Genomic DNA, 24,415 nt, shown 5'->3' with positions numbered 1-24,415 from the left:
AGGAAATGATCCGTATCGATCGTCTCGATCATCTGGTGCTGACTGTTGCCAGCATCGAAGAGAGCTGCGAGTTTTACAGCGGCGTACTCGGTATGACCGTCGAGACCTTTGGCGAGGGGCGCAAGGCACTGAGCTTCGGCAGCCAGAAAATCAACCTGCATCAGGCCGGACATGAATTCGAGCCGAAGGCCATGCGCCCGACACCTGGTTCCGCCGACCTCTGTTTCATAGCCGAGACGCCGCTCGATGCGATCATTGCCCATCTTGAGGCGATGGCTGTGCCGATCGAGCAAGGGCCGGTGGAACGCACCGGCGCAATGGGTCAAATCAGCTCGGTCTATTTCCGCGACCCGGACCAGAACCTCGTGGAGCTGTCCAACTATGTCACGCCGGGCGAACGCGGCGACACCGCTGCATCGCCTGTCGACGCTATGAACGCCCGGTCTTGACCGCGAGCCAGATCACGTGCCGGGCGCCGCCACGCTTGCCGTTCGCACGAACGCCGACCTCCTCGGCGACAAAGCCGACTTCCCTCAATCGCTTGGTGAATTTCGCATCCGGGCCCGATGACCAAACCGCGAGAACGCCGCCCGGGCGAAGTGCCCGCCAAGCAGCTCCAAGGCCCTCAAGGTCGTAAAGTCCGTCATTGGCTGCGTGGGTAATTCCGTCGGGACCATTGTCGACATCGAGCAGGATCGCATCGTAGGCAGCCGTGCCGGAACGGATCAGCAGCCCGACATCCCCCTCGTGGATGATGACACGCGGGTCGTTGAGACTGTTTCCGAACACCGCGGCCATAGGCCCCCGCGCCCAGGCGACGACGGCTGGCACCAATTCCGCGACTGCGATCCTGCTATCGGCGCCAAGCACTCCGAGGGCGGCGCGTAGGGTGAAGCCCATGCCCAACCCGCCGATCAGGACATGCGGGCTCGGTCGGCCGCCGAGCTTCCCGCAGGCGAGCGTGGCAAGTGCCTGCTCGGAGCCGCTGAGGCGGCTGTTCATCAGCTCGTTGGTTCCGAGCATGATTGAAAACTCCTGGCCACGCTGCTTCAGGCGCAGCTCACCGCCTCCGCCAGGAATTTTCGCGGTATCGAGCAGGGACCAGGGGATCACGGGCGTCTCTTCAAATCATTGAGAAATTTGCCCCAACCATATCCTCCGGCTGCCGAGAAGAACAGCCGCTTCATCAGAGCCTGATGTAAGGCACGTTCTTCTTCTCGACTTCATCAAGGGCGTCCTCGTAGCCGGCATCTGCATAGCGCATGACACCAAGTGCTGTGTCGTTGGTGAGCGCATGGTCGAGCCGTTCGTCGGCGGCCTCAGTGCCATCCGCAACGACGGTCACGCCGCAGCTCGTCATGTAGCCGGCATAGCCGCCACCGCCGGAATGAACGACCACAAGGTCGGCCATCGATGAACAGAGCATCATAGCGTCGATCAGCGGCCAGTCGGCTATGGCGTCGGAACCGTCTTTCATCCGCTCCGTCATGATATTTGGGTGTGCCATCGCTCCGGCGTCGAGATGGTCGCGCGAAAAGGCGACAGGGCCCTTCAGCTCGCCGCTCGCCACCAGCTCGTTGACCCGGCGGGCAAGCGATGTCCGCTCGCCGTGGCCAAGCCAGGCGATCCGCGCCGGCAGTCCCTCGAAGGGCACGTGCTCTCGGGCAAGCCTGATCCAGTTGGTGATGATCTTGTTGTCGGGAAACATCTCGAGCAGCAGGTCGTCGATGCGCGCGATGTCGCTTTCCTCGCCCGACAGCGCCATCCAGCGAAACGGGCCGATAGCGCGGGCAAATAGCGGCCGCAGATATGCCTCTGTGAAAATGGGAATATCGAAGGCATTGGCAACGCCGCCTTCCTTTGCCTGCGTCCGGATCAGGTTGCCATTGTCGAAGACTTCGGCACCCTTCTTCTGGAAGTCGAGCATCGCCTTGACGTGTTCGACGATCGAGGCGCGGCTGGCAGCCATCAATTGCCCCTGGCCATCGTCGCGAAGACCCTTCACCTGCTCGAGGGTCATGCCCTTCGGTACATAGCCGTAGACGAGATCGTGAGCCGATGTCTGGTCCGTGACGACGTCGGGGACGATGCCCCGCCGGGCGATCTCGGGATAGATCTCCGCCGCGTTGCCGACAAGTCCCACCGAAAGCGCGCGCTTGTCCTTGACCGCGGCGTCGATCATTGCAAGCGCCGAATCGAGGTCCGGGGCGATCTCCTGGAGATAGCCGATCTGCTGCCGCTTTCGGGCACGCTCTGCGTCGATGTCGATGCAGAGGATTGCCGCACCCGCCATGCGTCCGGCCAAAGGCTGCGCACCGCCCATGCCGCCGAGACCTGCCGTCAGCACGAAACGGCCGTGCAGATCGCCGCCGAAACGACGCTCGGCGATGCGCATGAAGATTTCGTAGGTGCCCTGGATCACGCCCTGGCTGCCGATATATTGCCAGGCACCCGCCGTCAGTCCACCCCAGCAGATCAGACCCTTGCGCTGCAGCTCGTAGAAGACCTCAGCCTTCGCCCATTGACCGACGATATTGCAGTTGGCCATGATCACCAGCGGCGCTTTCGAATGGGTCTTTACCAGCCCGATCGGCTTGCCGGACTGGATCAGCAGCGTCTGGTCCTCATCCATCTCGGTCAGCGCCTTGACGATCGCCTTATGCGCCGCCCAGTTGCGCGCCGCCTTTCCAAGAGCCGCGTATACGATCAAGTTGTCGGGATCCTCCCCGACCGCCAGCACGTTCTCCAGCAACCGAAGCAGCGCCTCCTGCCGCCAGCCCTTGGCGCGCAACGCCGGACCGCCCGGAATGGGAAAATTCGGATGACGTGGATTGGCTTTCGGCATGGTCTTGGTCCTTGCTCGTTAAAACGTGGAGTAATTGCCTGGCACGAACTCGCCACTCATACCTCCCCCTTGATGGGGGAGGTCGCAGCGAAGCTGCGGGTGGGGGTGACTTTTGGATGTCGCAAAAGATCACCCCACCCCGGCACTTCGTGCCGACCCTCCCCATCAAGGGGAGGGTGAACTAAAAACATATTTGGCGATCTCGATGCCCATCGCCTTCTCAACGGATGGATAAACCGTTGGGTCGAGAACGCTTGCCGAGAGCGGGATGATCTCCTTCGGCACATGAAGGATCAGGACATTCATGCCCTCGTGCAACTGTCCGACGCTGAGCGGCTCCCCTTCGGGCGAGAGGGTCGTGATAACAGAGGGGAAGGTAGCAACGCGCTTGCCCGAGGAATCATCGACAGCCATGTATTCGTTCATGACATGCATCGTGACGGCCTTCTCACCCGAACCGACCGAGATCGTTCCGATATCGAAAGCCTCCTTGGTATAGACAACCGCCTTGCTGGTAATGACCCCTTCGGCAAGAATATGCCCGCCCGTCGTCTTGCAGATCGCATCGATGATGGCAGCACTGCCCTTTTTCTCCGCAGCGATGATCGCTTCACCTAGCGCCAGTGCCATGGAAATCCCGCCAAGCGCAGCATGGGTGCGTACGTAAGATGCCCGCAGCGGATTACGGCAGCTGGCGATGAAGCCGCCCGATTGGTCGGATGCGGCCCGCAGGATCGGCGATATCTTCGCCGTGGCACCTTTTACGACCAGCTCGATATATCGGTTTTCAGCGCGATTGCCGCCGACGGCGGTCTGGATCATCTGCTCCGGCGATCCGGCCATGCCGATTGAGCCCATGTCGCCGGTCGGGTGCGCGCGGATATCGCCGACGGCATCGACGACTTTGGTGCCAAGGATAGCCGAGGGAAGCCAGCCGTTGAGTGTGGATGAGCGGCCGTTCTGGCCGATGATTAGCCCGGTAAGCTTTTCGCCAAGCTCTTCCTGCAAAAGCTGCACGGCCTTGACATAATCGATGCCCTGCATCTCCCAGGGCGTGGTCGAGGCCGGCGCGCCGATGGCGGCCGCCGTCGCGATCCAGTCCTGATCATCAAGCTCATCGATGGAGACGAGCTCCGGCTTGCCGACATTGACCGCGGCGCAACCGAGCATCCGGCCGTGATCTGCCCAGCCGCCACCGCCGGCAGCGTAGACGGAGCCACCCCTGACGGCTGCCTCGACGTCTTTCTCAACGAGTATGCGTCCCATCTGGCTTCTCCTGGATGATGTTCGAAAGTGACTTGTCCATGTCGCAGACCGCTTCGAAGAGCACCGCGGCCCCAAGCGCGATATCGTCGTTCTCAGCCCATTCGTCCGCCGAGTGGCTGCGGCCTTCCCTGCAAGGCACGAAGATCATCGCAGCCGGCGCCACCTTGGCGATCCAGGCCGTATCGTGCCCCGCGCCCGAGGCCATGCGCCGATGCCGGGCGCCGACGGTGTCGCATGCCTGTTCGAGTGTATCGAGCAGGCCAAGATCGCCAGGCGTCGGCAAATTATCAGAGACTCGCAGTGGCGGCTTGATCGAGACCCCGTGTTCGGCTGCCAGCGTGACTACATGTCCGTCCAGCCATTGGCAGAACGCTTCCATGTCGCTTCGAATCTCCGCGCGCCCGTCGATCAGCAACACTACCTTCGAAGGCACGACATTTGCCGCGTTCGGCTCGATCCGGAATTCGCCGACGGTTGCCGCGAAGTGACCGGGCGTTCTCGCGTGCTCCATCGCCGCAGCGCGAATGTCGAGCACCAGTTGCGAAGCCGCCACCAGCGCGTCGGCCCTTCGGTCCATCGGCGTTGTGCCGGCATGGTCGGCACGGCCTTCGACGGTGACCTCGATCCGGGTGATGCCAGCGATAGCCGTCACTATGCCCACGTCCTTGCCTTCCGCCTCCAGCACCGGTCCCTGCTCGATGTGAAGCTCGAGGAAGCCAGCGATATCCGGTCGCTTTTGGGTGAGCAGGGCAGACGGATCGCCGCCGACCTCGAGGATTCCCTTGGAAAGATCGCGGCCGTCGCTGACGCGTGAAAGCCACGCTTCGGGCAATTGACCGGTCATTCCGCGGCTGCCGATGCAGGAAACGCCAAAAATGCTTACTTCCTCGGCGAGGAAGTCGACGATCTCAAGATCATGGTCGAGCTGGATGTCGCGGTCGGAAAGCGCGCGGGCAACTTCGAGCGCCGAGATGACGCCGGCAATACCGTCGAAGCGGCCGCCGTCGGGAACGGTGTCGGAGTGCGAGCCGACCGTGATCGTCCCGAGCCCGGGCTTGGCGCCTGCGCGACGGCCAATGAGATTGCCCGCGGCATCGATGCGCGTCTCAAGGCCGGCGGCCTTCATGCGCGCCTCGATATACCGGCGCCCCTCAAGAAACAGCGGCGAAAAGGCCCGCCGCGTCCAGGGATGGCCCGGCTCGGTGATCCCGGCAAGCGCGTCGATGTCCAAGGCGATGCGGTCGGCGTTGACGGGCAGGTTGCGGCTCATGCGGCCTCTCCGGCGATGATCCTTCTAGCCAGCGGGCGCACGAATTTGCCGGTGCCTGGTTCGGACACGACCTTGGAGCCGTCGAACGCGAGCGCGCCACGCAGGTAAGTGGCAGAAACCTTGTAGGGCAGGCGAATCCCTTGGTAAGGGCTCCAACCGACCACATTATTGCCGCTGGCCGCGGCATCGTAGATGGTTTCTTCCGGTGTCAGCACGACGATATCGGCATCCTTGCCGATCTCGAGCGCGCCTTTGCAATGGTCGAGCCGAAAATGCTTAGCCGGATTCTCCGCCATCAGCTTCGCCGCCCAGGTGAGTGAAATTCCGCGCTCGATGGAGCCCTTGACGAATAGCGGCACCATCACCTCGAGCCCCGGAACGCCGGATGCGTTGGCCAGCATGTCTGGGTTGGTCTTGCGGTTTTCAGACCAACTGACATGATCGGTCGAGACCAGCCAGACATTGCCCTCAGCGACCTTGCGCCACAGCGTTTCGACCTCGGCGCGCGGGCGTATCGGCGGATTGATCTTTGCCTTGCCGCCAAGCCGCTTGACGTCGTTTTCCTCGTCGAGCGTCAGATAGTGGATGCAGCATTCAACCGTCGCCTCAAAGCCGTCGCGACGGTAAGCCCGGGCGATGTCGTAGCCGCGCCCGAGCGAGCAGTGAACCACATGCGCCGGGCAGCCGGTCTGAGCGCCGGTTTCAAAGATCGTGTGCATCGCCAGCAGCTCGGTGATCGGCGGTCGGGACATGCCATGAGCCCGCCAGTCGGTGATACCGCTTGCCTTCGTTGCGTCGATATAGGTCCGCACCGCCTCGTCGTCCTCGTTGTGGACGCCCGCGGTCAGACCGGTCGGAGCGATCGCCGAAAAGCAGGCCTCCAGCAGGGCAGGGGGAATGCGCGGAAAGCGCTTCGGGTCGGTGCCGAAGGTGGAAAATTTGAACGCTGCAACTCCGGCATCGACCATTTCGAGGATGCGGGCAGGCCCTTCCTCGGGATCGACAGTGCCGTAGAGCGCGAAGTCGACGCGGGTCTGAGGGCTCGCATGGTCGATTTTCCTCCCGACGGCTTCGGCCGAGCAGACGAGATTGCCCTCGTCATAGGGCATGTCGACGATGGTCGTAACGCCGCCCGCCGCGGCAGACCGCGTCGACCAGATGAAATCCTCCTGGTCTTTCTGCGAAAGCGAATGCACTTGCGCATCGATTGCACCCGGAAGGATCAGCGCCTTGCCGAGCAGATGACGTTCGCGAGCGGCAGGAGGGACGCCAATGCCGATTTCTGCAATCTTCCCGGCGCGGACCGCGACATAGCCGGCTTCCACGATTCGATTGGGCAGCACGACGGTGCCCTGCAACACGAGATCGAAGTCAGCCATGTCTGTCCCTTTCATCAGTTGAATTGTCTCGAGCGTCAGGCCCGCATAGGCTCGTGGCGAACACGTTCCTCTATCCGCTCCAGCGTTCCGAGCGCGAAGAAGTCGTCGAAGGAGGCAATGGGAACCTCCGATATCATCGCCGACATGAAGGTGTCGGAAGCCATCTCCTCCTCGATCGCCTCGACTTCGGCGGAAAGCGGACGGTCGACCGTGTAGAAGGCTGCGTGCTTGCGCACCACGTCGTAGAGCATGCGCGCGACACCACCCGGAACGTCGCCATTGATATCGATCGCCTGGGCTGCAAGAAGCGCCTCCAGTGCCGCGAGGCGCTTTAGAGCCCGCATCTGCCGTTCGAAGCGCTCGATGACCAGCGGCAGGAACGCGGCCTCGTCCTCCATCCCGGCGGCAACGACAAGCGACTGCGCCGAGACGGGGTTGGACATCGACAGCACCCGCGAGAAAATCTCGCCGGCAAGCTTGATGATCGGCCCGAAACCGGTGGCGATCCGGCCTTCCGGTACAAGATTGACCGGCAGCCCGCGTCGCTGGCCGTTGCCGAGGATGACGCAGCGGTTGAAGGCATTGCGTGCCGCATGGGCCATACAGATGGCAGCCGATTCCAGGAGGATCGTCACGTCGAGCGGCAGTGATCCGCCTGATGTCATCACCCGTCCTTCGACCACGACAGGATTGTCGTCGGAGCGGCCGGTGGCGGCAAGGATCTTGTGGCCCGTCGACAGCAGGTTCTCGATGACCGCGCCGAAGACCTGCGCCACCATGCGCAGGCTCAGCGGATCCTGGACATGGGTCGCGACCGGCCAGGGCCATTCGTCGGACGCATTGCAAAGCCATGCGCCGATCAGCGCCTCACGGGCTGTCCCGACATGACGGACGGATCGCCAGGGATCGCGCGATGCACCCAGCGCGCCGCAGGCCATCATGCCCGTCGCGAGCAAAACGCGGATCGAAGCTGCAGCGCTGCGTGTCGCATCCGCGGCGGCTGCAAAGCTCACTGCATTGACGCTGAGCGAGGCGAGGCTGTCGCGTGGCGCCATCTTGGTCGGCTCTATGCCGGCAGCTGCGAAAGCCTCGGCGGCCTGCATGCGTCGGCCCTTGTAGACCGCCTCGCCGACGCCAGTCAGAACCGCGCCGATCTGTCCCATCAGGCCGATATCGGCGCAGCCGATCGAACCGGTGCGGCGCACGACCGGAATGACATCGGCCTCAAGGAGCTTCAGGTAGGCGTCGATCAGTTCCGGAGTGCAGCCGACCTGGCCGGTCAACGCGGTATTGACGCGGATGCCGATCGCGTTACGCACGATCGACATCGAGAATGGCGCTCCGGTACCGAAATGGTGGGCCCGCACGAGACCGAGATTGAAGGCGTCGAGATCTTCCGGCGACCATTCCACGTCTTTCATCGCGCCGACGCCGGTCGTGGCCCCGTAAACCGGCATGCCCGATGCAATTGCGTCCTCGACGACCGAGCGTGCGGTGACGATCCGTGCCATGCCGCTTTCTGACGCGGTGGGCGCGAGCCCCGCGCCGATGCGAACGAGATCGGCAAAGGTCAGCGGCTGGCCGCTGAGTTCAATACCGGTCGTTTGACGATCCATATGCAAAATCTCCTTTGACGCGAGATTATGCGATGCCGAGAGATAGAGGGATATCCCAAATGTCGAACACAGGATGTTTTTGCAGCGCCGCAATCGGTTTGCGATGCGACGCAGTTATTCAGGTGAGGTGCCAGGCAATATAAAGGAGCGTGAGCGCGATGACCCAGAGCGCAAGACGGCCCGAGCGGCTGTGACGCGCTTCCGATTTACCGATGGCCTCCGTGGTCTGCGGATCGAAGCGCAGCCCGTTCTCACTCATATTCAGCAGCTCGTGGTGGAATTTCTCGGTCTTGGCGGCGATCTCGGGAACCGCTTCGGCCAGTTTGACCGCGGCCTTAACCGCATCCCTGAGGTCGGTGACGATGCGCTTAGGCCCGAGATTGTTGCGGATCCATTCCCCGACGACCGGCTCAGAAGCTTTCCACATGTTGAAGCGAGGGTTGAGCATGCGCGCCACGCCCTCGACGACGACCATGGTCTTCTGCAGCATCACGAGTTCCGGACGCGTCTCCATGTCGAAAAGTTCCGTGACCTCGAACAGCAACGTCAGCAGCTTGCCCATCGAAATGGTTTCCGCCGGCTGCCCGTGGATCGGTTCGCCGATGGCGCGGATCGCCTGTGCGAAGCTCTCCATGTTGTGGTGCGCCGGCACATAGCCGGCCTCGAAATGCACCTCGGCGACATGGAGATAGTCGCGGGTGATGAAGCCGTAGAGGATTTCCGCAAGGAACCGCCGTTCCTTCTTTCCAAGCCGCCCGACAATGCCCATGTCGACGGCAACGATCATACCGTCGGGAGCGACAAAGAGATTGCCGGGATGCATGTCGGCATGGAAAAAGCCGTCGCGCAGCGTGTGCCGGAGAAAAGACTGGATCAGCAAGTCGGCAAGCTTGTTGAGGTCGTGCCCGGCGGCCCGGAGCGCATCGACATCCGACATCTTGGCGCCGTCGATCCACTCCATCGTGATGACGTCGCGCCCGGTGCGCTCCCAGTCGACCTTGGGTACGCGAAAACCCTCGTCCTTCTCGGTATTCTCGGCAATTTCCGATAGCGCTGCGGCCTCGAGCCTGAGGTCCATTTCGACCTTCGTCGTCTGCTCGAGCGCTCGCGTGACTTCGACCGGTCGCAGTCGGCGGCTGGACGGCATGAAGCGTTCCTGCAGCCCGGCGACAAGGTACATCGCCTCGATATCGTTGGCGAAGCGCTGGCGCACGCCCGGTCGAACTACCTTCACGGCAACTTTCTTGCGACCCTGCGGCGTGTCCACCTCGGCTGGGTGTACCTGCGCGATGGATGCGGCCGCGATCGGATCGCCGAAGCTGGCATAGAGCTCTTCGAGCGGGCGCCCAAGCGAGCTTTCAATGTTTGCCTTTGCCGCGGCCGCCGGGAAAAACGCCATGCTGTCCTGGAGCTGCGACAGATCATTGGCGAAATCGATGCCGACGACGTCGGGCCGGGTCGCGAGGAATTGGCCGATTTTCACATAGGAGGGTCCGAGCCTTTCCACCGCCTTCGACAGGCGATCGCTGCGCGTCTGCCCCTTGGCTTGCCGACGGGCAAAGATGCTGACGAATGACTTGGCAAGGCTGACGGATGGCGGCAGGCCCTCGGATGGTAGCGCAAGGACGACGCCCTCGCGCACCAAAACCCAGCCGACCCTGACGAGCCCGAAATATGCACCGAAAGTGCTCATGGTCTTTGTATGTTTCGCATGAGCCTATCCGAAAGCCGCTTCACACTTCTGGGCATCATGCGTCAGAGCTTCCAGCCGGAATGAAGCGCCGCAATGCCGCCGGTATAGTTGGTGTAGGTCACGCGCGAGAAACCAGCCTGACGGATCATCTCGGCGAAATCCTGCTGGTTGGGGAACTTGCGGATCGATTCTACCAGGTACTGGTAGGGCTCGCTTTCGCCGGTGATCGCCTTGCCGAAGCGCGGGATCGCGTTGAACGACCAGGCATCGTAGACGCGGTCGAGCAGCGGCAGGTCGACCTCGGAAAATTCCAGGACCAGCAATCGTCCACCGCGCTTCAAAACCCTGTGTGCTTCCTTGAGCGCCACGTCGATGCGCGGAACGTTGCGAATTCCGAAGGCGATCGTATAGGCATCGAAGGAGCCCGCGTCGAAGGGCAGCTCCTCGGCATTGGCCTCGACGAAGGTGAGATTGTCCGAAAGCTTCTTTTTTGTCGCGCGCTCGGCGCCGACAGCCAGCATCGAGCCGTTGATGTCGAGCACGGTCGCATGGGCCAACCGGCTCGAGGCTTCGACGATGCGGAATGCGATATCCCCAGTACCGCCTGCAACATCCAGCACCTTGTAGGCTGGATCCTTGCGCGGATTGAGCGCGGAGATCATCGCGTCCTTCCACGCCCGGTGCAGGCCCATCGACATGACGTCGTTCATGACATCGTAGCGCTTGGCAACCTTATGGAAGACATCGTTGACGAGACCCTGCTTCTCGCCGTCCGCCACTTCGCGGAATCCGTAGGATGTTTCCATGCCGCCATCGGCGGAGGTGCGGCTTTCGGCCATTGCGTCTACTCCATGACTTAAATCGCGGCGAGCCATAGCGAAATCGCCCGCATCACGCTATCTGAGTGCCAACGAGGGCGGCACCTTGGCGTTGGTTTAGATCATGACAGCGTTAAATTAAAGCGCATCTTGATCGCCGCCTTGCCGCAGGCCTTCGAAACACTGAGATGGATCATCATGCCGGAATTACCAGAGGTCGAAACCGTCAGGCGCGGGCTGGCGCCCGCCATGGAAGGCGCGGTTCTGACCGAGCTCGAGTTGCGCCGCGGCGATCTGCGGTTCCCTTTCCCTTCTGAATTTGCCCACCTCGTCGCTGGCCGCCGGATCACATCCCTGTCGCGCCGTGCGAAATATCTGTTGATCGATCTCGAGGACGGCATGACTGTCATCGCCCATCTCGGCATGTCCGGCTCGTTTCGTATCGAAAAAGACCTGGCGGTCGGAATACCCGGCGACTTCCACCATGTCAGATCGAAGGACGAAAAGCACGATCACGTCATCTTCCATCTGGAGGGCGAAACCGGTCGTACCCGCGTCATCTATAATGACCCGCGCCGCTTTGGCTTCATGGACATCGTCAATCGCGCCGATCTTTCGAGCCATCCCTACATTCGCGACCTCGGGCCGGAACCGACCGGCAATGCGCTGAGCGCCGATTATCTGGCGATGCGCTTCGACGGAAAGGCGCAGCCCTTGAAGAGTGCGTTGCTCGACCAGAAGAATATTGCCGGTCTCGGCAATATCTATGTTTGCGAGGCGATGTGGCGCTCGCACCTGTCGCCGACCAGCGCGGCCGGAGCACTGGTGAAGGAGAACGGGACGCCAAGGGAATCGCTGATTTTCCTGGTCCAGTCGATCCGCGACGTCATCGCCGATGCCATCGCGGCCGGAGGCTCGTCGCTGCGCGATCATATCCAGACCGACGGCTCGCTCGGCTATTTCCAACATAGCTTCTCGGTCTATGATCGTGAAGGTGAAGCTTGCCGGACGCAGGGCTGCGGCGGTACGGTCGAGCGGATCGTGCAGGCGGGCCGTTCGACTTTCTATTGCCCCGTCTGCCAGACCTGATTGGCTGGAGGAGAGAACGTCGTGGACTATGAAACCCTTATCGTCGAAACGCATGGCGCCGTCGGCCTGGTTCGGCTCAACCGCCCGCAGGCGCTGAACGCGCTGAACTCCACAATACTGTTGGAGCTGAAGAAAGCCTATGCGGCATTTCACGCAGATGACGCGATCGGCGCGATCGTGCTCACTGGGTCGGAAAAAGCCTTCGCCGCTGGTGCCGATATCAAGGAGATGCAGCCTCTGAACTTCGCGGAGGTCTATCAGCGCGATTTCATCAGCGGTTGGGACGAGATCGCCAAGGCACGCAAGCCGGTCATCGCAGCCGTCAGCGGCTTTGCGCTGGGGGGCGGCTGCGAACTCGCGATGATGTGCGATTTCATCATCGCTTCCGAGACCGCAAAATTCGGGCAGCCGGAGATCACTCTCGGCGTCATTCCAGGCATGGGCGGTTCGCAGCGGTTGACCCGCGCCGTCGGGAAAGCGAAAGCCATGGATATGGTGTTGACCGGCCGCATGATGGATGCCGTCGAGGCGGAGCGCGCAGGCCTGGTCTCACGCGTCGTGCCGGCTGACAGGCTTCTCGACGAGGCCCTCGCGGCGGCGGCAAAGATTGCCTCGCTGTCGCGCCCTTCGGTCCTGATGGCCAAGGAAGCCGTGAACCGGGCGCTGGAGACGACATTGGAAGAAGGGCTGCGCTTCGAGCGTCGAATGTTTCACAGTCTTTTTGCCACAGAAGACCAGAAAGAGGGGATGGCTGCATTTATCGAGAAGCGTAAACCGGAGTTCAAGAACCGGTGATGCGCGCCTACCGCGGGGCGGGACGGTGGAAAAGACCGGCGGCCCACGGCGTTTTTGCTGAAATGCGCGTTGACGACACTGCGCATTAAGGCTATATGCCCGCCACAGTTTGGAAAGCCGATCCGGTTTTCCGCGATTGCTCCCGCATTGCTGGATGAAACGGCCGAAGGGCCCTGACGCGGCAATGAGTGAGTTATGTTGGAATTCTAAGAGAGGCATACATGGCCAATACAAGCTCGGCGAAAAAAGCGACCCGCAAGATCGCCCGCCGCACCGAAGTCAACAAGGCTCGTCGCTCGCGCGTTCGCACTTACGTTCGCCAGGTCGAAGAGGCCATCGCGTCTGGTGACGCGGACCGCGCCAAGGAAGCACTGCGAGTCGTTCAGCCGGAATTGGCACGCGCCGCCGGCAAGGGCGTCCTGCATGTCAACACTGCGTCCCGCAAGGTCTCGCGCCTTGCTAAGCGCGTGAAGGCACTGTCGGCTGCTCCGACTGCCTAATTGTTGCTAATAATTATATCATTACAACGAGCCCGGCCCTTCGCCGGGCTTTTTGGATTCGGGGAAAATTTAGGCTGAGTGACTATTTTACATTCACTCGTTCGTGTCACTGGAATGACAGAAAAAGCCCATAAATAACAAATAGTTGGGACAGGTTGCTCTTTCTCCTTGTGACAACTTGTCCGCACCTTGGGCCCTTCCCTGAGTCAAGAGATTTATTATTTTATTTCTCCAATGCCGTGTCGAAAACGCATCAGTAAGGAATCCCCTTGATTCAAAAGCGATTCTTTTTTGACGAGGGTGTGACAGTCAAAAATGCCCCCCCGAGTCAATGCCCGATGCCCGATTTTGCGTAAAATTCATCGTTGATATTGTCCGATGATCCTGCCTAAATGGCTTTCAACAAGGGGCGCGGACATCACCTTAAACGGCTTCGGCGAACACTGCCATTCAGGCGGCGTGGGTTAGTTTTTGTCCCTTGTGACGGAATGGTTCAATTCCGTTTTTTCAAACAGTTGACACGTCCAAACCGGAAGCAGTGATGTTTCTGGACGAGGGGACTTGTCGCTCTCAGGCAGCCTCGGTCCCTAGTATGGCTGCAGGAGAGCAGGGGTGAAAAATTGACAGCCACTCAGGCGCAGTCGGTCGGAACGAGGGCCGAATGACTGCTCCTGATGAAGAGATTGATGACGGCGGCTGCCTGGAGGCAGCTTTCGCCGCGGATTTCTTTGTGGGTCCTTTGGCAGGACCGTGGCTGATGAACCGGGATGCTGATGAGTTCATGAGGGGCTCCCCAGCATGTCATGTGCGAGATATCTTCGGGCGGCGTTCCTTCGCCCGGCAGGAATAGAACTCTGGAAGGCGGCAACATGCAGATCAATACGATGACGGCCAGTGCGTTGGGAAAAGGGGACAATGCACAACAGGCGCTCGGCGCAGTTTGCCTTGAAGCGGCGGGAGACAAAGGAGACATGAAGCATAGTGTACTTTTCGAGCGTGTCAGCGCACGCTTGAAGGCACAGGTCGGCCCGGATGTTTATGCGAGCTGGTTTGCGCGGCTCAAGTTGCATTCGCATTCGAAGAGCGTCGTGCGTCTTACAGTTCCGACGACTTTTCTGAAATCGTGGATCAACAATCGCTATCTCGATCTGATCACCAGCCTGTTTCAGGCAGAAGATGCAGAGATCCTCAAAGTCGAAATTCTAGTGCGTACGGCAACCCGTCACGGCGTGAAGGCCCCGGGTGTGGATGAGCAGACGTCTTCCGCGGAACCGGCTTCGGTAGCCCAGATCCGTCGGCCGGCGGCACAGACTGCCGGTCAGGCCGTGGCCCACGCGGTAAGTGCGGTCGCTGCGGCCCGCCCATCATTCGGCTCGCCTTTGTTCGGCTCGCCGCTTGATACGCGATATACCTTCGATACCTATGTCGAGGGCAGTTCCAACCGGATCAGCCTCGCGGCTGCCAAGACCATAGCGGAAGCGGGTCCCGGTGCCGTGCGGTTCAATCCGCTGTTCGTCCATTCGTCGGTCGGCCTCGGCAAGACCCATCTCTTGCAGGCGATTGCAAATGCTGCAGTACAGAACCCGCGCGGTTTACGCGTGGTCTATCTGACGGCAGAGTACTTCATGTGGCGCTTCGCAACCGCGATCCGCGACAATGATGCGCTGACGCTGAAGGACTCGCTGCGAAACATCGACCTTCTGATCATCGACGACATGCAGTTCCTGCAGGGCAAGATGATCCAGCATGAATTCTGCCATCTGCTGAACATGCTGCTCGACAGTGCCAAGCAGGTTGTCGTGGCGGCAGATCGTGCCCCGTGGGAACTGGAATCGCTCGATCCGCGGGTGCGTTCGCGCCTGCAGGGCGGCGTTGCCATCGAGGTCGAGGCACCTGACTACGAAATGCGCCTTGAAATCCTCAAGCGCCGGCTGGATGTCGCCCGTGTGGACGATCCGTCGCTCGATATCCCGGCAGAACTGCTGCAGCACGTCGCACGAAGCGTCACCGCCAGCGGCCGCGAGTTGGAAGGCGCCTTCAATCAGCTGGTCTTCCGTCGCTCGTTCGAGCCCAATCTGACAATAGAACGTGTCGATGAGCTACTGGCCCATCTGGTCGGTTCCGGCGAGCCCCGGCGCGTGCGTATCGAGGACATCCAGCGGGTCGTTGCGCGCCACTACAACGTGTCGCGCCAGGAGCTCGTCTCCAATCGGCGGACGCGCGTCATCGTCAAGCCACGCCAGATCGCCATGTATCTGGCGAAAACGCTGACGCCGCGCTCGTTTCCGGAGATCGGCCGTCGTTTCGGCGGACGAGATCACACGACGGTGCTTCACGCGGTCCGCAAGATCGAGGAACTGATTTCCGGAGACACCAAGCTGTCGCACGAAATCGAATTGCTGAAGCGTTTGATCAACGAATAGCGTTCACGCATTGGCACTGAAATCGAACGGCCGGCAGTCTCTGCCGGCCGTTCGTCGTTTCCGGTTTCTATCTTGACATCCAACATCATATGCATAGGCTATGCATATGATGTTGGATGCAAACAAGCTCGGCGCTTTCGGGTTGCTGGTGAACGACAGGATGCAGGATGCCCTCGCGGATCTTTCGCCGAGTGCCGCAGCTTTGCTTTCCATGCTCTATTTCAAGCCGGGCCTGACCGGCTCGGAGCTGGCCACGATCGCGGGCGTCGCACAGCCCACGGCCGTGCGTGTGCTCGAGGGCCTTGTCCGCCACGGTTTCGTCGAGCGCTTGATGCAACAGGGCCGCGCAACGCCACTTCGCCTGACGGATGAAGGAAGAGCGCGGGCACAGGCATTGCAAGCCGCGCGACTGGGTACCTTGGCCGGCCTGCTCGACGTATTGTCCGCCGGTGATCGCGCCCAATTCGAAATGTTGATGGACAAGATGCTCGCCGGAGCGACCACATCGCGCGCCTTTGCCCGCACGACCTGCCGCCTCTGCGAGCACGATCTCTGCAGCCCGGAGCTCTGTCCTATCGGCTGCCGGGCGACCGAACTCGAGCGCGGGGCCGATAATCCAACGTCAAAGGAAAGCTATCATGCTGGCAGCCTATGATGACAAGAAACCGGTGATCGATCCGGGAGCCTGGGTAGCCGACGACGCCACCGTCTGCGGCGATGTGACGATCGGTCCCGGTTGCCGCGTCATGCCGGGCGCCCGCATCGTCGCGGAAGCCGGTGGCGCCATCCGGATCGGTGCCTGCTGCATCGTGCTCGAAAACGCCGTCATTCGTTCGACCGCTCGCCACGCGACGTCGATCGGCGACCATTGCCTCGTCGGGCCGAACAGCCACATCGTCGGCGCCACCATTGGCGACGAGGTTTTCGTTGCGACCGGCGCGAGCATCTTCCATGGCGCCACGGTTGGTGCTGGCTCCGAGGTGCGCATCAATGCCGTCGTCCATCTGCGCACGGAGCTGAAACCCGGCGCGACCGTCCCGATCGGCTGGATCGCGGTTGGGAATCCGGCTCAATTCTTCTCGGCTGACCGACACGAGGAAATATGGGCACTGCAACAGCCGCTCGATTTTCCCGGCTTCGTCTACGGCGTCGATCGCGGTGCGCCGGATTTGATGCGGACAGCAATGGAGACCCTATCGAAAAGTCTGGCCATTCATCATAGAACAGTGGCAATAGAGTCGTAACGAGCGCTGCGGGGAGGGAAATCGCGGTGCCGAAGGGGGAAACACATGAGTTTTGAAAGAATAGCCGTTCTCGGCCTGGGCAAGGTTGGGCGGCTAGCCGCCACCTTGCTTCATGAAAGCGGCTTCAAGGTCACGGGCGTCGATATGCAACTCCCGAGGGACGTTACTCCATTCATATGCGAGGCTCGCGACGTATCGGATGTCGCGGTCACCGGCGAATTGTTTTCGCGCGTGGATGCGGTCCTTTCCTGCCTGCCTTTCCATCTCAATTCACAGCTGGCGCGGATCGCCCATTCGGCGGGCATCCATTATTTCGATCTGACCGAGGATGTTGAAACCACAAACGGCATTATCGAACTGTCGCGGACATCACGCGGCTTGATGGCGCCGCAATGTGGCCTTGCCCCTGGCTTCGTCGGCATCGTCGGCGCCAGCCTGGCGGACGCCTTCGAGCGATGCCGCTCGATCCGCATGCGCGTTGGCGCCCTGCCGCAGCACCCGACCGGCCTGCTCGGCTACGCCTTCAACTGGTCTCCGGAAGGCGTCGTCAACGAATATCTCAACGATTGCGAAGTGATCGAAGGCGGCGTGCGCAAGCTGGTCTCGCCGATGGAATGGCTGGAAACGCTTTATGTCAACGGCGTGAAGCTGGAGGCATTCACGACATCAGGCGGTCTCGGCACCATGTGCAGCACCATGCTGGGTCGGGTCGACAATCTGGACTACAAGACCATGCGCTATCCGGGGCATATGGAGCTGATGAATTTCTTCTTCCACGAGCTCTTGATGCGCGACCGCCCCAAGCTGGCCGGTGAGATCCTGACCGAGGCCAAGCCGCCTGTCGACGACGACGTCGTCTACGTTCACGTATCTGCCGAAGGCATGACAAACGGCAGCCTGCGCCGCCGGGAATTCGTCCGGGCCTATTACCCCATCGAGATTTCGGGCGAACGCCGCACGGCGATCTCCTGGACGACGTCGGCCTCGGTCGTCGCGCTCATCGAGCTGGTGCGGGATGGACACCTGCCATCGACCGGCTTCCTTCACCAGGAGCATATCTCTCTCGACATGTTCCTGAAGACGCGCACCGGAAGCCTGTTCGATCAGAAGATGCCGGCCTGATCCGGAGGATTGCTTCGCGCCTTCAGCAGGCCAAGTCCGCGACGACGGAATCGAGGATCAGCATTCCCGACGGCGTGCAGCGCAGGCGGGAATTGCCGAGACGCTCGATGAATCCGTGCTCCAGCAGGAATTCCTCGCGCTTCGGGTCCGGTTCGCGACCTGAAAACTGCTGCCAGCGGACAAGGTCAATGCCTTCCTTGAGACGCAGGCCCATCAGCAGCAGTTCATCCGATTGCTCCTGGTAGCCGAGCAGCTCCTGGTCGAGCACGCCATGGCCATCCCGCTCCACCATCTCGAGCCAGCCCTCCGGTCGGCGCTCCGTCGCCGTCGCCAGCTTGTCGCGCCCTTGCGTCAGGCGGCCATGGGCGCCGGGCCCGATGCCAGCATAGTCGCCATAGCGCCAATAGGTGAGGTTGTGACGGCTCTCGGCGCCAGGGCGAGCGTGGTTGGACACCTCATAGGCGGGCATCCCCTCGCGCTCGGTGATCTCCTGCGTCGCCTCGTAGAGAACTGCAGATTGTTCGCCGTCAGGCACGATCAGCTTGCCCGCCTTGTGCAGTCCGAAGAACGGCGTGCCCTCCTCGATGGTCAGCTGATAGAGCGAAAGATGATCGACGGCGTAGGAGATCGCCTCCTTCAGCTCACGCTCCCACTCCTCGACCGTTTGGTTCGGTCGTGCATAGATAAGGTCGAACGACATGCGCGGAAAAATGTCGCGCGCCAGCCGGATCGCCTTCAGGGCGTCCTCGACATTGTGCAATCTGCCGAGAAACTTCAGGTCCCGGTCGTTTAGCGCCTGAACGCCGAGCGATACGCGGTTGACGCCCGCTGCTCGATAGCCGCGGAAGCGCTCCGCCTCGACGCTGGAAGGGTTGGCCTCCATCGTGATCTCGATGCCGTCAGGCACGTACCAATTTTTCCCGATGCCATCGAGGATCGCGCCGACGGTCGTGGGATCCATCAGCGATGGCGTGCCGCCGCCGAGGAAGATACTTGTCACGGTCTTCGGCCCGCTGAGCGCCCGCATCGCTTCCATTTCGCGGAGAAAGGCGGCGGTGAACCGCGCCTGGTCGACCGGCTGGTGACGAACATGGCTGTTGAAATCGCAATAAGGGCATTTGGCCGCGCAGAAGGGCCAATGCACATAAACGCCGAAACCGGGTTCGCCGGTGTCAGGCAGCATAGGAGCATTGCGCAGGCTCGGATTTTGCGAATCTAATGTGTCCACGAACCGATCCTACGCTTCCAGACAGGTTTCGACAAAGAGCTTGAAAGCCCGTGCGCGATGCGAAAGCGCCTCTGGTTCGCCGGGCTTCCAGCCGTGCTTCTGCTCGGCGCTCATTTCGCCAAATGTGGCTTCGTAGCCCCGCGGCTGAAAGATCGGATCATAACCGAAGCCCTGGTCCCCTCGTGGAGGCCAGGCGATGGTGCCCATGACTTCGCCACGGAAAAGTTCCGTATGCCCATCCGGCCATGCAAGGCAGAGAACACTGACAAAGCGCGCGGCCCGGGCTTCGGGCAACGTCGCACCAGCATGTTCCAGCGCCTTTTCGACCTTCTGCATCGCCATGTGGAAATCCCGCGTGCCGTCGAGGGTCTCGGCCCAATTGGCGGTATAGACGCCAGGCGCGCCGCCCAGCGCGTCGATCACCAAGCCGCTGTCATCAGACAGGGCAGGCATCCCGGACACCTTTGCAGAGGCGAGCGCCTTGATGATGGCGTTTTCTTCGAAGGTCGTGCCGGTCTCGTCAGGCTCGATGAAGTTAAGTTCGGCTGCCGATTTTGCGGTGAAGCCGAAAGGGCCGATCAGGTCCTGGATTTCGCGGATCTTGCCCGCGTTGTGACTGGCGACAACGATCGTCTTGGTTTCTAGTTTGCGCATGTGATTATCCTAATCGAGGCCCCAGATGATGGCTTCAGCGCATTCCAGGCTGTTGCCGGCCGGGTCGCGGAAATAAATCGAACGGCCGCCGTTCGGCCAGTGAAAATCGGACTCGATGGCGACACCGGCAGCTTTAAGGCTCTCCGCCATCGCATCGATGTTCTGCCGCGAGATGCGGAAGCAGGCGTGGCCGGACCCCTTGGTGCCATGTGGCGGTACCGGCAGGCTACCCGGTTCAGGCGGCTGCATGGTTTCCTCAGGATTGAAGATCAACAGGACGCCGGGTCCGCAGCGAAAAAAGACATGCCGGTTGCCGGCTCGGGTGATCTTCTGAAGACCGAGGACCCCCGCATAGAAGGCTTCCACCTTGTCGAGGTCCTCTGCGTAGAGCGCCGTCTCCAGAATGCCTTCCAGCGGGTTCATCGGCTGACAATCTCTCTGCTTCAGGCAATGGCCTGTTTCTGCAACGACACAAGATCGCCGATGCCGGCCTTGGCGAGCTGCATCAGGATACCGAATTCCTCTTCGCTGAAGGGAGTACCCTCGGCAGTGCCCTGGATCTCGACGATGCCACCGGCACCGGTCATGACGAAATTGGCGTCCGTCTCGGCCGAGGAATCCTCGAGGTAGTCGAGGTCGATGACCGGCTGGCTTGCAAAGATCCCACAGGAGACAGCCGCGATATGATCCTTGAGCACGCGCTCGACCTTGATCATGTTGCGGCTTTCCATCCATTTCAGGCAGTCGTAAAGCGCAACCCATGCCCCTGTTATCGAGGCCGTCCGCGTGCCGCCGTCCGCCTGGATGACGTCGCAATCAAGCGTGATCTGTCGCTCACCGAGCGCCTGCAGGTCGACCACGGCCCTAAGGGAACGACCGATCAGGCGTTGGATTTCCTGGGTACGGCCGCCCTGCTTGCCGGCTGCCGCTTCGCGCTTCATCCGGTCGCCGGTTGCGCGCGGCAGCATTCCGTATTCGGCGGTGACCCATCCCTTGCCGCTGTTGCGCAGCCACGGCGGGGTTTTTTCCTCCAGGCTGGCGGTGCAGAGCACATGCGTATCGCCGAATTTCACCAGGCACGAGCCTTCGGCGTGCTTGGAAAAATTGCGTTCGAACGACACTTTGCGCATCTGATCGGTTTTTCTGCCTGAAGGCCGCATCCTGCTCTCCTGATGTTGTTGACCGCTTCTACGATTGCCGAAAGCCATTTGCAAAGGAAAAGCAGGGAGAGCGGCTGTCCTGAGACCATCAGCGACATTTCCCTTTTGCCATTACTAATCGAATGACTATATCTCTTTGCTAAGGATTATCAGGACGGACTTGAAGGCGCATGGGTTTTACGACGTCGTCGGTTTCGGATGCCGTTTCTGCACTTGACGAACGCTCGAAGGAAGTCTTTCGCCGCATAGTCGAAAGTTATCTCGAGCACGGCGAACCGTTGGGCTCGCGCAGCCTGTCGCGATTGCTGCCGATGTCGTTGTCGCCGGCCTCGGTACGCAACGTCATGAGCGATCTCGAAGAGCTCGGCCTTATCTATTCCCCACATATCAGTGCCGGGCGTCTGCCGACCCAGGTGGGACTGCGGTTCTTTGTCGACGCCTTCATGCAGGTCGGTGATCTCTCGGCCGAAGAGCGCGCGAGCATCGACCGGCAGGTTCGCGGCGGCAATCGCGACCAGCCGATGGAATCGCTCATGACCGAGGCAAGCCAGATGCTGTCGGGCATGTCCCGTGGTGCCGGCCTGGTTATCACGTCGAAGAGCGATCCGGTCCTCAAGCATGTCGAGTTCATCCGCCTTGAGCCGACCAAGGCGCTTGCCGTCCTCGTCGGCGATCACGATCAGGTCGAAAACCGGATCATCGAGCTGCCCGCCGGCGTTACCTCGTCGCAACTGACGGAGGCGGCCAATTTCCTCAACGCTCATATGACCGGGCAAACGCTTCCCGATCTGCGCAAGCAATTGCTGACCCTGAAGCAGGATGTCCGCCAGGAGCTCGACGTATTGTCCCGCGATCTCGTCGAGCGCGGCATCGCCGTCTGGTCTGGCGACGGTGACGACGCCAAGCCGACGCAGCTTATCGTCCGTGGCCGCGCAAACCTGCTGGAGGGTTTGGGAGACGCCGGCGATCTCGATCGCCTGCGGATGCTGTTCGACGATCTTGAAAAGAAGGACAGCCTGATCGAAATCCTCAATCTGGCGGAAAGCGGGCCGGGTGTCCGCATCTTCATCGGCTCGGAAAACAAGCTGTTTTCGCTATCCGGATCTTCGCTGATCGTGGCGCCCTACCGCGACGATGACGATCGCATAGTCGGTGCCGTCGGTGTCATCGGCCCGACACGGCTAAACTACGCCCGCATAGTGCCTATGGTCGACTATACCGCGCAGCTTATTTCCCGCCTGTCGCGACCCGGCAAGTGAGTGCGGGACAACCTTGACTGATTAAATCGCGCCCAGCGGCAGGAATGCTGTCTTCTTTGCCGCGCAGACTTGATTTTTTTCGACCAAACCTCGATATCGGGCACATCCTTTAGACAGAGCAATTCGGAGACCGTCATGACCGACGAAACAACCCACAATGGACCTGACGCTACGGCGACTGACAACCTTGCGGATATGGCACAGGATGCGGCGGATGCCAGCGTCTCGCCGGAACCAGACCAGACGGAGCAATTGCGGGCTGAAAACGCCGAGCTGCGCGACCGATATTTGAGGCTCGCGGCCGACATGGACAATCTGCGTCGCCGCACCGAGCGCGAGGTCAAGGATGCGAAATCCTACTCCGCGGCCGGCTTTGCTCGCGACATGCTCGCCGTCTCGGACAATCTGCGACGCGCCCTCGACGCCATTCCCGCTGAGGTTCGCGAGAATGCGGACGCCGGTCTTTCCACGCTGATCGAAGGTGTTGAAATGACCGAGCGTGCCATGCTCTCCGCGCTCGAGCGTCACGGCGTTCGCAAGCTGGAGCCGGTCGGCCAGAAGTTCGACCCGAACTTCCATCAGGCAATGTTCGAAGTGCCGAATGCCGATGTACCGAACAACACGGTCGTTCAGGTCGTACAGGATGGCTTTAGCATCGGCGAACGTGTTCTGCGTCCGGCGATGGTCGGCGTTGCAAAGGGCGGCCCGAAGCTCTCTGATGCCGAACTCGGCGCCAACAGCCCGTTTGACGAAAAAGACGCCTGATTTCTCAGGCGCCTCATCATTTCCATTATATTGTAACGAAGATCAGGCGGCGTTCGACGCCTGTTCTTCGTTGAGGAAGGAGTAGATCGCCGAGGCGGATTCCGTGGCGCGCAGCTTGGCGACCAGATCCTGGTCCCGCAGCACGCGGGCGATCCGCGACAGCGCCTTCAGGTGATCGGCGCCGGCGCCTTCCGGCGCGAGCAGCAGGAAGACAAGGTCGACGGGTTGGTCATCCAGCGCCTCGAAGTCGACGGCGGAATCCAGGCGAGCGAAAATACCGATGATGGTCCTGATGTCGGGCAGCTTTCCGTGGGGAATGGCGATTCCGTTTCCGACCCCGGTCGAACCCAGGCGCTCGCGCTGCAGAATGACGTCGAAAATTTCCCGTTCGGGCAGTCCGGTCAATTTAGAGGCCTTGGCTGCCAGTTCCTGGAGCAATTGCTTTTTAGAATTTGCCTTCAAACCGGGGATTATTGCATCTTGGTGCAGCAAATCTGCCAATGCCATTCTGTTTTTCCTTCATGTCGCTGAGATCCGATGCGGGGGAGCGGCGGCAGACCGCCGCTCATCTTCTTTTCTCAGCCTTTGATATTGGCGGCGTCGATCCAGCCAATGTTGCCGTCTTGGCGGCGATAAACGATGTTCAAGTGGTTCTTGCCCGGGCTCCGGAACATCAGCAGCGGTTCGTCGGTCATATCAAGTGCCATTACGGCTGTCGCAACCGACATGGTCTGCAACTGCTTTGTCGTTTCAGCAACGATCGCCGGCGAGAAATCGTCCGCAATTTCGTCTTCCTCGTCGGGAACGCTATCCATGACAGTATAGGAAACTTCAGCGAAGCCGTTTGAATGGCTGGCGCTCTGGTGATCCTTCAGTTTGCGTTTGTACCGGCGCAACCGTTTCTCGATGCGGGCCGAAGCGGCATCGAACGCCAATTGCGGGTCCATTGCTTCCCCGGCCGCATGCAGTACCACGCCGCTGTCGAGGTGCAGTTTGCAATCCGCTTCGAACCGCGAACTCGATTTCTGCACCGTGACATGGCCTGAATACCCCCCGTCGAAGTATTTCGTGACGGCCATACCGATGTGGTCTTCGATCCGCTGACGGAATGAATCACCAATTTCCATATGTTTACCGGATACACGCACACTCATGGAGTTTCCCTTTTTTTAGTGGTTTGCGCGTGGCACTTTACGCCAAGCCACCTGCTCATCCAAGCACTTCGCACGCTCTAAGACAAATTGCGATTTTTAAACGCCTCGAGGATGGCGGGGATAAGTCCTGGCGAC

The 24,415-nt window shown here is 60.8% G+C and carries 24 protein-coding genes; 10 read left to right on the top strand and 14 right to left on the bottom strand.

Annotation, left to right across the window (positions count from 1 at the left end; all coding sequences use genetic code 11):
* Positions 1-5: 5 nt before the first annotated feature.
* A complete protein-coding gene (locus tag CPY51_RS19170; protein WP_111161818.1) occupies positions 6-449 on the top strand; it encodes a VOC family protein in 444 nt (147 codons plus the stop codon).
* On the opposite strand, the gene CPY51_RS19165 is transcribed toward CPY51_RS19170, so the two are convergent.
* From CPY51_RS19165 to ubiE, 8 genes are all read right to left on the bottom strand, one after another.
* On the bottom strand, positions 430-1,113 hold the full coding sequence (locus CPY51_RS19165) for a spermidine synthase (RefSeq protein WP_111161817.1): 684 nt from the start codon (positions 1,111-1,113) through the stop codon (positions 430-432). The genes CPY51_RS19170 and CPY51_RS19165 overlap by 20 nt on opposite strands.
* Positions 1,114-1,186: 73 nt before the next feature.
* Positions 1,187-2,845 carry a urocanate hydratase gene (locus CPY51_RS19160; protein WP_111161816.1) on the bottom strand — a complete coding sequence of 553 codons (1,659 nt, stop codon included), beginning with the start codon at positions 2,843-2,845 and terminating at the stop codon, positions 1,187-1,189.
* A 165-nt stretch (positions 2,846-3,010) separates the two neighbouring features.
* A complete protein-coding gene (locus tag CPY51_RS19155; RefSeq protein ID WP_111161815.1) occupies positions 3,011-4,111 on the bottom strand; it encodes a DUF917 domain-containing protein in 1,101 nt (366 codons plus the stop codon).
* A complete protein-coding gene (locus CPY51_RS19150) occupies positions 4,092-5,381 on the bottom strand; it encodes a Zn-dependent hydrolase (RefSeq protein ID WP_111161814.1) in 1,290 nt (429 codons plus the stop codon). Before CPY51_RS19150 ends, CPY51_RS19155 begins: the two co-directional genes overlap by 20 nt.
* On the bottom strand, positions 5,378-6,760 hold the full coding sequence (locus CPY51_RS19145) for a dihydroorotase (RefSeq protein ID WP_111161813.1): 1,383 nt from the start codon (positions 6,758-6,760) through the stop codon (positions 5,378-5,380). The genes CPY51_RS19150 and CPY51_RS19145 overlap by 4 nt, the downstream gene beginning before the upstream one ends.
* Before the next feature lie 35 nt (positions 6,761-6,795).
* Positions 6,796-8,376, bottom strand: a complete 1,581-nt coding sequence (locus CPY51_RS19140; protein ID WP_111161812.1) for an aromatic amino acid lyase — start codon at positions 8,374-8,376, stop codon at positions 6,796-6,798.
* A gap of 118 nt (positions 8,377-8,494) precedes the next feature.
* Complete coding sequence (gene ubiB / locus CPY51_RS19135) at positions 8,495-10,069, bottom strand: 2-polyprenylphenol 6-hydroxylase (protein WP_111161811.1); 1,575 nt, start codon at positions 10,067-10,069, stop codon at positions 8,495-8,497.
* Between the two features lie 62 nt (positions 10,070-10,131).
* A complete protein-coding gene (ubiE, locus tag CPY51_RS19130) occupies positions 10,132-10,908 on the bottom strand; it encodes a bifunctional demethylmenaquinone methyltransferase/2-methoxy-6-polyprenyl-1,4-benzoquinol methylase UbiE (RefSeq protein ID WP_111161810.1) in 777 nt (258 codons plus the stop codon).
* A gap of 177 nt (positions 10,909-11,085) precedes the next feature.
* On the opposite strand from ubiE, the gene mutM reads away from it, so the two are divergent.
* The 7 genes from mutM to CPY51_RS19090 all read left to right on the top strand — a co-directional run bounded on the left by mutM (position 11,086) and on the right by CPY51_RS19090 (position 18,060).
* The gene (gene mutM, locus CPY51_RS19125) at positions 11,086-11,976 is read left to right on the top strand and encodes a bifunctional DNA-formamidopyrimidine glycosylase/DNA-(apurinic or apyrimidinic site) lyase (RefSeq protein ID WP_111161948.1); all 891 of its coding nucleotides are present in this window, start codon (positions 11,086-11,088) and stop codon (positions 11,974-11,976) included.
* Between the two features lie 21 nt (positions 11,977-11,997).
* Positions 11,998-12,771 carry an enoyl-CoA hydratase gene (locus CPY51_RS19120; RefSeq protein ID WP_111161809.1) on the top strand — a complete coding sequence of 258 codons (774 nt, stop codon included), beginning with the start codon at positions 11,998-12,000 and terminating at the stop codon, positions 12,769-12,771.
* A 221-nt stretch (positions 12,772-12,992) separates the two neighbouring features.
* Entirely contained in the window at positions 12,993-13,271 is a 279-nt protein-coding gene (gene rpsT / locus CPY51_RS19115; RefSeq protein WP_111161808.1) for a 30S ribosomal protein S20, read from the top strand.
* An 869-nt stretch (positions 13,272-14,140) separates the two neighbouring features.
* Positions 14,141-15,694, top strand: coding sequence for a chromosomal replication initiator protein DnaA (gene dnaA, locus CPY51_RS19105; RefSeq protein WP_111161806.1), 1,554 nt, complete (start codon positions 14,141-14,143; stop codon positions 15,692-15,694).
* Positions 15,695-15,800: 106 nt separating this feature from the next.
* A complete protein-coding gene (locus CPY51_RS19100; RefSeq protein WP_111161805.1) occupies positions 15,801-16,349 on the top strand; it encodes a MarR family winged helix-turn-helix transcriptional regulator in 549 nt (182 codons plus the stop codon).
* Complete coding sequence (locus tag CPY51_RS19095) at positions 16,333-16,938, top strand: gamma carbonic anhydrase family protein (RefSeq protein WP_111161804.1); 606 nt, start codon at positions 16,333-16,335, stop codon at positions 16,936-16,938. Before CPY51_RS19100 ends, CPY51_RS19095 begins: the two co-directional genes overlap by 17 nt.
* A gap of 45 nt (positions 16,939-16,983) precedes the next feature.
* On the top strand, positions 16,984-18,060 hold the full coding sequence (locus tag CPY51_RS19090; RefSeq protein WP_111161803.1) for a saccharopine dehydrogenase family protein: 1,077 nt from the start codon (positions 16,984-16,986) through the stop codon (positions 18,058-18,060).
* Between the two features lie 22 nt (positions 18,061-18,082).
* Here the strand turns inward: CPY51_RS19090 and hemW are convergent, their stop codons facing one another.
* Genes hemW through rph form a run of 4 tightly spaced genes read right to left on the bottom strand, consistent with a single transcriptional unit; the run spans position 18,083 to position 21,102 of the window.
* Positions 18,083-19,243 (bottom strand): radical SAM family heme chaperone HemW, encoded by a 1,161-nt coding sequence (hemW, locus tag CPY51_RS19085; RefSeq protein WP_420820720.1) that lies wholly within the window; start codon positions 19,241-19,243, stop codon positions 18,083-18,085.
* Between the two features lie 54 nt (positions 19,244-19,297).
* Positions 19,298-19,942: an RdgB/HAM1 family non-canonical purine NTP pyrophosphatase gene (rdgB, locus tag CPY51_RS19080; protein ID WP_111161801.1), complete on the bottom strand. Its 645-nt coding sequence runs from the start codon at positions 19,940-19,942 to the stop codon at positions 19,298-19,300.
* Positions 19,943-19,951: 9 nt separating this feature from the next.
* Positions 19,952-20,365: a VOC family protein gene (locus CPY51_RS19075; RefSeq protein ID WP_111161800.1), complete on the bottom strand. Its 414-nt coding sequence runs from the start codon at positions 20,363-20,365 to the stop codon at positions 19,952-19,954.
* A gap of 20 nt (positions 20,366-20,385) precedes the next feature.
* Positions 20,386-21,102 (bottom strand): ribonuclease PH, encoded by a 717-nt coding sequence (rph, locus tag CPY51_RS19070; protein WP_111161799.1) that lies wholly within the window; start codon positions 21,100-21,102, stop codon positions 20,386-20,388.
* A 170-nt stretch (positions 21,103-21,272) separates the two neighbouring features.
* Here rph and hrcA point away from each other — a divergent pair, with 170 nt between their 5' ends.
* Both hrcA and grpE read left to right on the top strand, forming a co-directional pair.
* On the top strand, positions 21,273-22,361 hold the full coding sequence (hrcA, locus tag CPY51_RS19065; RefSeq protein WP_111161798.1) for a heat-inducible transcriptional repressor HrcA: 1,089 nt from the start codon (positions 21,273-21,275) through the stop codon (positions 22,359-22,361).
* Between the two features lie 135 nt (positions 22,362-22,496).
* Positions 22,497-23,126, top strand: coding sequence for a nucleotide exchange factor GrpE (gene grpE / locus CPY51_RS19060; RefSeq protein WP_111161797.1), 630 nt, complete (start codon positions 22,497-22,499; stop codon positions 23,124-23,126).
* 42 nt (positions 23,127-23,168) lie between these two features.
* Here the strand turns inward: grpE and ptsN are convergent, their stop codons facing one another.
* Both ptsN and hpf read right to left on the bottom strand, forming a co-directional pair.
* A complete protein-coding gene (gene ptsN / locus CPY51_RS19055) occupies positions 23,169-23,633 on the bottom strand; it encodes a PTS IIA-like nitrogen regulatory protein PtsN (protein ID WP_111161796.1) in 465 nt (154 codons plus the stop codon).
* Between the two features lie 71 nt (positions 23,634-23,704).
* Complete coding sequence (gene hpf, locus CPY51_RS19050; protein ID WP_111161795.1) at positions 23,705-24,280, bottom strand: ribosome hibernation-promoting factor, HPF/YfiA family; 576 nt, start codon at positions 24,278-24,280, stop codon at positions 23,705-23,707.
* Positions 24,281-24,415: the final 135 nt, after the last annotated feature.

Source organism: Arminella tubonensis, assembly GCF_003240585.1.
In the GTDB taxonomy this organism is placed as follows: domain Bacteria; phylum Pseudomonadota; class Alphaproteobacteria; order Rhizobiales; family Rhizobiaceae; genus Rhizobium; species Rhizobium tubonense.
The sequence above is the reverse complement of the archived record's forward strand: the minus strand, read 5'-3'. Positions and strand labels throughout refer to the sequence as shown.

Excerpts from the sequence above, each read along its gene's own strand:
- CPY51_RS19170 (WP_111161818.1), top strand. The coding sequence starts at position 6 with ATGATCCGTATCGATCGTCTCGATCATCTGGTGCTGACTGTTGCCAGC.
- CPY51_RS19160 (WP_111161816.1), bottom strand. The coding sequence starts at position 2,845 with ATGCCGAAAGCCAATCCACGTCATCCGAATTTTCCCATTCCGGGCGGT.
- CPY51_RS19155 (WP_111161815.1), bottom strand. The coding sequence starts at position 4,111 with ATGGGACGCATACTCGTTGAGAAAGACGTCGAGGCAGCCGTCAGGGGT.
- CPY51_RS19150 (WP_111161814.1), bottom strand. The coding sequence starts at position 5,381 with ATGAGCCGCAACCTGCCCGTCAACGCCGACCGCATCGCCTTGGACATC.
- CPY51_RS19145 (WP_111161813.1), bottom strand. The coding sequence starts at position 6,760 with ATGGCTGACTTCGATCTCGTGTTGCAGGGCACCGTCGTGCTGCCCAAT.
- CPY51_RS19140 (WP_111161812.1), bottom strand. The coding sequence starts at position 8,376 with ATGGATCGTCAAACGACCGGTATTGAACTCAGCGGCCAGCCGCTGACC.
- ubiB (WP_111161811.1), bottom strand. The coding sequence starts at position 10,069 with ATGAGCACTTTCGGTGCATATTTCGGGCTCGTCAGGGTCGGCTGGGTT.
- ubiE (WP_111161810.1), bottom strand. The coding sequence starts at position 10,908 with ATGGCCGAAAGCCGCACCTCCGCCGATGGCGGCATGGAAACATCCTAC.
- mutM (WP_111161948.1), top strand. The coding sequence starts at position 11,086 with ATGCCGGAATTACCAGAGGTCGAAACCGTCAGGCGCGGGCTGGCGCCC.
- rpsT (WP_111161808.1), top strand. The coding sequence starts at position 12,993 with ATGGCCAATACAAGCTCGGCGAAAAAAGCGACCCGCAAGATCGCCCGC.
- dnaA (WP_111161806.1), top strand. The coding sequence starts at position 14,141 with ATGCAGATCAATACGATGACGGCCAGTGCGTTGGGAAAAGGGGACAAT.
- CPY51_RS19100 (WP_111161805.1), top strand. The coding sequence starts at position 15,801 with ATGATGTTGGATGCAAACAAGCTCGGCGCTTTCGGGTTGCTGGTGAAC.
- CPY51_RS19095 (WP_111161804.1), top strand. The coding sequence starts at position 16,333 with ATGCTGGCAGCCTATGATGACAAGAAACCGGTGATCGATCCGGGAGCC.
- CPY51_RS19090 (WP_111161803.1), top strand. The coding sequence starts at position 16,984 with ATGAGTTTTGAAAGAATAGCCGTTCTCGGCCTGGGCAAGGTTGGGCGG.
- hemW (WP_420820720.1), bottom strand. The coding sequence starts at position 19,243 with ATGCTGCCTGACACCGGCGAACCCGGTTTCGGCGTTTATGTGCATTGG.
- rdgB (WP_111161801.1), bottom strand. The coding sequence starts at position 19,942 with ATGCGCAAACTAGAAACCAAGACGATCGTTGTCGCCAGTCACAACGCG.
- CPY51_RS19075 (WP_111161800.1), bottom strand. The coding sequence starts at position 20,365 with ATGAACCCGCTGGAAGGCATTCTGGAGACGGCGCTCTACGCAGAGGAC.
- rph (WP_111161799.1), bottom strand. The coding sequence starts at position 21,102 with ATGCGGCCTTCAGGCAGAAAAACCGATCAGATGCGCAAAGTGTCGTTC.
- hrcA (WP_111161798.1), top strand. The coding sequence starts at position 21,273 with ATGGGTTTTACGACGTCGTCGGTTTCGGATGCCGTTTCTGCACTTGAC.
- grpE (WP_111161797.1), top strand. The coding sequence starts at position 22,497 with ATGACCGACGAAACAACCCACAATGGACCTGACGCTACGGCGACTGAC.
- ptsN (WP_111161796.1), bottom strand. The coding sequence starts at position 23,633 with ATGGCATTGGCAGATTTGCTGCACCAAGATGCAATAATCCCCGGTTTG.
- hpf (WP_111161795.1), bottom strand. The coding sequence starts at position 24,280 with ATGAGTGTGCGTGTATCCGGTAAACATATGGAAATTGGTGATTCATTC.